General features: G+C 37.0%; 4 protein-coding genes. All 4 read right to left on the reverse strand.

The window, feature by feature from the left end; all coding sequences use genetic code 11:
* Positions 1 to 422: 422 nt before the first annotated feature.
* Positions 423 to 1,697 (reverse strand): IS110 family RNA-guided transposase, encoded by a 1,275-nt coding sequence (locus CEF18_RS14890; RefSeq protein ID WP_110934896.1) that lies wholly within the window; start codon positions 1,695 to 1,697, stop codon positions 423 to 425.
* A 206-nt stretch (positions 1,698 to 1,903) separates the two neighbouring features.
* Entirely contained in the window at positions 1,904 to 3,418 is a 1,515-nt protein-coding gene (locus CEF18_RS14895; protein ID WP_110937192.1) for a glycine betaine uptake BCCT transporter, read from the reverse strand.
* A 777-nt stretch (positions 3,419 to 4,195) separates the two neighbouring features.
* A complete protein-coding gene (locus CEF18_RS14905) occupies positions 4,196 to 4,600 on the reverse strand; it encodes a hypothetical protein (protein WP_110937193.1) in 405 nt (134 codons plus the stop codon).
* Positions 4,601 to 4,802: 202 nt separating this feature from the next.
* Positions 4,803 to 5,181 (reverse strand): group II intron maturase-specific domain-containing protein (locus CEF18_RS14910; protein WP_317624106.1); only part of this gene is annotated, 379 nt, incomplete at its 5' end.

Genomic DNA, 5,181 nt, shown 5'->3' on the forward strand with positions numbered 1-5,181 from the left:
ACTCCCTCAGTTAGATTCTATTTACTCACAAATGCTCGCTTATTCGCAGGATTTCAGACCACTTCTAAGAACAATGACGGATGAATGGAATGAGTTTTGATAATAAAGGCTACATGAAGGCATGCGGGAATAGAGGAGTCAATAGTAGCTCCATTTATTTCCATAATATACTGCACGCATCTCCACGCCGCCCCTGGAGGCTATCCCTCCCATGTCTCAACGGGTCATTTGCCCTTTCATTCCTTCGTCATGCCTATCCAAGGGGTGGAGGCCGGTTTTGCTGCGCAAACGGGTCAGTGCCCTTAGGTACAACGGTATCCAGTACTCCGCGCTTTCTCTGTAATCCTACGAATAAGCCAACATTCAAGAATTATTAAACTACTTTTAATTACTTTAAAGCCTTACTTAGTTTACGATTAGAATTAAGCTGCTATAGGTGCTAATGGTTGTACTTTCTGAGAACAATATGATTCATGATTTTTAGATATTGCCACCAATATTCTTGCTAATTTCCCCACGAGTTTCATGATAGATTTCATTTTTTTCATCTTTTTGACTTTAACATTATTAAAATGAATCTGCTTGAAATCAGAGTTATTGCTCACAAGGCTTAATGTCGTTAAAAATAAAAATCGCCTTAGTCGAGATCTCCCACGTTTTGAAACGACAATTTGTCCTTTCCATTTACCCGAGCTTGCTTCTGCCAGATGTAGTCCCGCATGTCGTAATAGAGAATTACCATGCGCGAAGCCACTTAAATCACCAGCTTCTCCTAAAATACCCGCCAATGAAATTTCACTAATTCCTTCAATGGCAATTATTTTTTTAGCGAAAGTAATTTGATCAAGTACGGAAGTGACTTCTTTTTCTACTCTTTCGAGTTGGACTTTTGCTAAATCGAATTCTTCAAGTAAATGTTCTAAATGAAGCTTATAGGCTTCGTGTGCTTGTTTACTGCCTACAGAATTTTTTGCTAAGTCAATTAACGATTGTGCTTTTTTAAGTCCTGCGTGACGTTTCATCACTGTTTTCCAACCTTTCACTATATCCTGTGCTTTCATGGAACATAGTTCTGAAGGTGTAGGAAATAACCGAAGTGTTGCGATTGCCCCTTTTCCTTTTACATCTTTAAATACTTCTCGAAGTTCAGGGAAGACAATATCTACCCAACGATTTATTTGGTTAATAGAACTGGTGAGGCGTTTAACGATTACATCTCGGTTAGCCATTAGCACTCGAAGCTTTTCAAAAGCTTCAGAAGTGGGCCGGATAAAGGAGTAATACCCATTCTTGATCATATCTGCAATCACAAGGGCATCTTTTTTATCGCTTTTAGATTGGGTATTATCACGATTTTCTTTATTTCTTTTCACATGGTGAGGATTAACGGTTACTACATCAATATCTTGATCATATAACCATTTAGATAGGTTCAACCAGTAATGTCCGGTAGGTTCCATCCCAACTATTTCAGTATTTAATCCTTTTGAAAGTTTTAAATGACAAATCCATTCCATTAATCTAGCGAAACCTTTCTCGTTATTTTCAAAAGTGAGAGGATCACCGACGACAATACCACGGAAATTTACAGCTCGTGCAACATGAACATGCTGTGCTATATCCACACCAACAACAAGATGTTTATCAGAAATTCTTTCAATTAGTTGATTTTGTTTGTCTTGCATTTTAAACTTCATATAAGAGCTCCTCCTTAGATTTGAGTTTTAGTTTGGTATCTATACTCTTATCTTACTGAGGGGCTCTATTTTTTTCAAAGTCGAAATTAACGCACTACAGGAATGCTGCGTAGTAAACGACATTGTTTTATCTCCCAAATTGAATAAAAATAAGCGAAGCATCCCCTTTCAAAATCTTCGATTTAGTGGGGGATGCATTAATTTTTTCAATTTTTCTTCTGTTTATTATTGACAACACCCAGTTCTTTTCCTTCTTTATAAATTGACTTCAAGAAACTGATACACATAAAGAACATAATGACCGAGAACGGTAACGCCGCTATAATCATGGTATTTTGTAAAGCTTGTAGTCCTCCCGTGTAGAGAAGAGCTAGTGCTATAGAAGAAAGAAGCACGCCCCATGTTAATTTAATCATTTTCCCTGGATCACCTATACCACCTGTTGTCATTAATCCCAACACAAATGTTCCAGAATCGGCGGATGTGATAAAGAATGTACTAATGAGTAACATAGCAACAATGGATGCGACTAACCCTAATGGGAAATTCGATAATACACCAAATAGTGACTCTTCTGTTGCTAGTTTCGATATCTCGGCTACACCTGTATGCTCAAGATGAATCGCTGTTCCTCCAAATGTTGCGAACCAAAGGAAACCCACCAATGATGGAATGATTAAAACAATAAAGACAAATTCACGTATGGAACGTCCTCTTGAGATACGCGCAATAAAAATTCCCACAAACGGAGACCATGCAATCCACCAAGCCCAATAGAAAATTGTCCATGATTTAATCCACTCTTGCGATTCTTCATTCAACGGAGCAATACGAAAACTCATCTGCGGTAAGTGTTGTAAATAAGAGCCAAGGGAGTCTGTAAAAAGATTTAAAATGAATAACGTTGGCCCAAAAATGAAAATAAGAAGAAATAGAAGACCTGCTAATCCCATGTTAACATTACTCAAAATTTTGATACCTTTCCCTAATCCCGTCCAGGCAGAAATCATGAAAAGAACCGTTACAATAACGATAATAATTAATTGTATGAAAAATTCATTCGGAATATCAAACAAATAAGCTAAACCACCATTGATTTGAACAGCACCAAAACCAAGGGTAGTCGCAACCCCAATAACAGTCGCGATAACAGCGAAAATATCGATTACTTTTCCTGACGTTCCTTTTGCTAAATCGCCAATAACAGGCTCCAATGTTGCACTAATGAGAGCAGGCTTGTCATGTCTGTAATTGAAATATGCTAAAACCAGACCCACTATTCCATAAATCCCCCAAGCGTGAATACCCCAGTGAAAATAGGTGAAACGCATAGCATCTTTTATAGCTTGATCGGTTCCAGTCTCCAAAGTTGGTGAACTAATTGCGTAGTGACTGATTGGTTCAGCCGTTCCCCAGAATACAAGACCGATTCCCATTCCTGCACTGAAAAGCATCGCAATCCAGCTTGGTCTAGAAAACTCAGGTTTTTCTCCTGGCTTTCCTAATTTGATTTTACCAAGTGGCGTAATTAAGAACATTAAGACAACTAGGACAAAGAATGTAACGATAATAAGGTAGTACCAGCCTAGGTTAATCGCTATAAAATCTTGCACGTTCGTGGTGATGTTCTCTAACCCCTCGGGCCACGCTACTCCTAGAATAACCAATAACAACATAATCCCTGCTGATATTTTAAACACAGTAGAGAATTTATTAAGCATAACGTTAAAGACTCCCTTCTGCAGCCATCGTTTACCTGATAGTTCATTTACTGATGTTAATATTCTTCAGAAAGTTGGATTTATGCGTTTAAATTGAATTTGGAGAATTTATAGTGTGGTGACCTATGGCTTTGATGGGGGTGTATTTTGGGTATGTGTGAACGGCTCTGTTTTCAATTGGCTTTATAAAACCTGACCTAAAATTGAACCCAATTACTGCGCAGTATAGGTCTACTAGGTAATATAAGAGTTCCACAAACTGGCCCTATACACAAAGAAAGGACGCAATTCTTATTACAGATTTGCGCCTGTTTGTTGAAGATATAACCGGTAGGAATTAGGTACTAAAAGGGAACTAGTTACCATACTTTATCGCCTTGTCCACTTCCTCTTCTTGCTTGACGAAATTCCTTTTGTAAAACAGAAACGGCTGACATTTGTTCCTATTAAAACAACAGGGATGCCAATGGTATTAACTACTGACAAAGAAATTTAGCCTTCTTTCTGATCCACCGCTACTAGCGGCTTTTAAGTGTTGTATTTCATCAATGATCAATGTCCCTATCAAGTGCAGACTAGCAATATGAGCGATCCATTCTTTGAAGTAATATTTGAACATTATTTCTGGTATTTCATGCTATTTATTAAGATAATTTGTCCAAAGGATGGATGTTACTGATATAGAATTTAACTGGAATGACATTATCTATTTTAAGATAAATCATATGATAAATGCCTGACTTATCTTTTACATCACTTCACTATAAACCTGAAATTTTAATTTATCTTTTTTCCTTCTTTGTTTAATACAATAATTTCAAGTGGTTCATTTTCCTTAATTACTGAATTATCCTCTACCGATTGAATTATATTTTGTACTAACAGTTCAATATTATTACCGTCCTTTGAACTATTTGAATCTATGTGAATAAGGCGATTTGGAAAATGATTAATATCATACTCAATACTATTTAGTCGAGCTGTAGTGTCTTTTAAACCATTTTCAATAATCTGTGCCAAATCAAAAGTTCTCTTGTCTAAATCATCTAAATACTCATTGTCAATCTCTTTTTGATTAACAATTGTTACTTCACTACTAGCCTGACTATTAAACACCATGAATGAACCAATTAGTACGAAGGATGTTATTATACCTAGTATAACAATACTGACTTTGTTCATTTAGACTCCTCCTAAACAAATTCTTTTTCTAAAATATATGTCCCCTCCATAAATACATGCCTTACAATAAGACAATGAAAACAAGTATGACAGAAACTTTAAAATCTTAGGAACTCATATGGCCCTATACACAATCGAGTAGGAGGGGGTATTAACCCCCGACCTCTCACACCACCGTACGTACGGTTCCGTATACGGCGGTTCAATAGTTTGAGTGTGCTTTCTCGAAGATGTGGTTTAAGTTCTTTAAACCAATTCCTTCGAGAATTTTGTTTGTAATGGCTTGGTGTAAAATAAAACTACACGCAATGCGCCAATAACCCTTCCGTGTGTTTGCCCATTCCCAAGCCTTTTGTTTGGGTACTTTGAGTTTAATAAGACTTTTATATTTCGTCTTCACTTTCTTCCAGCGTTTCCATATGATTTGTCTAATCCGTCGTCTGATCCATTGATCAATGGTCCTGATGTAGTTTTTCATATAACTAATCCCGTAGTAGTTGATCCATCCAGTTGTAACCTCATTAATTTCTTTGATGATCTGGCGTATACTACCTGGTCGGTTTCGTTTGGTTAGCTGTCTA

The sequence above is a fragment of the Salipaludibacillus neizhouensis genome, assembly GCF_002886185.1.
GTDB lineage: Bacteria > Bacillota > Bacilli > Bacillales > Salisediminibacteriaceae > Salipaludibacillus > Salipaludibacillus neizhouensis.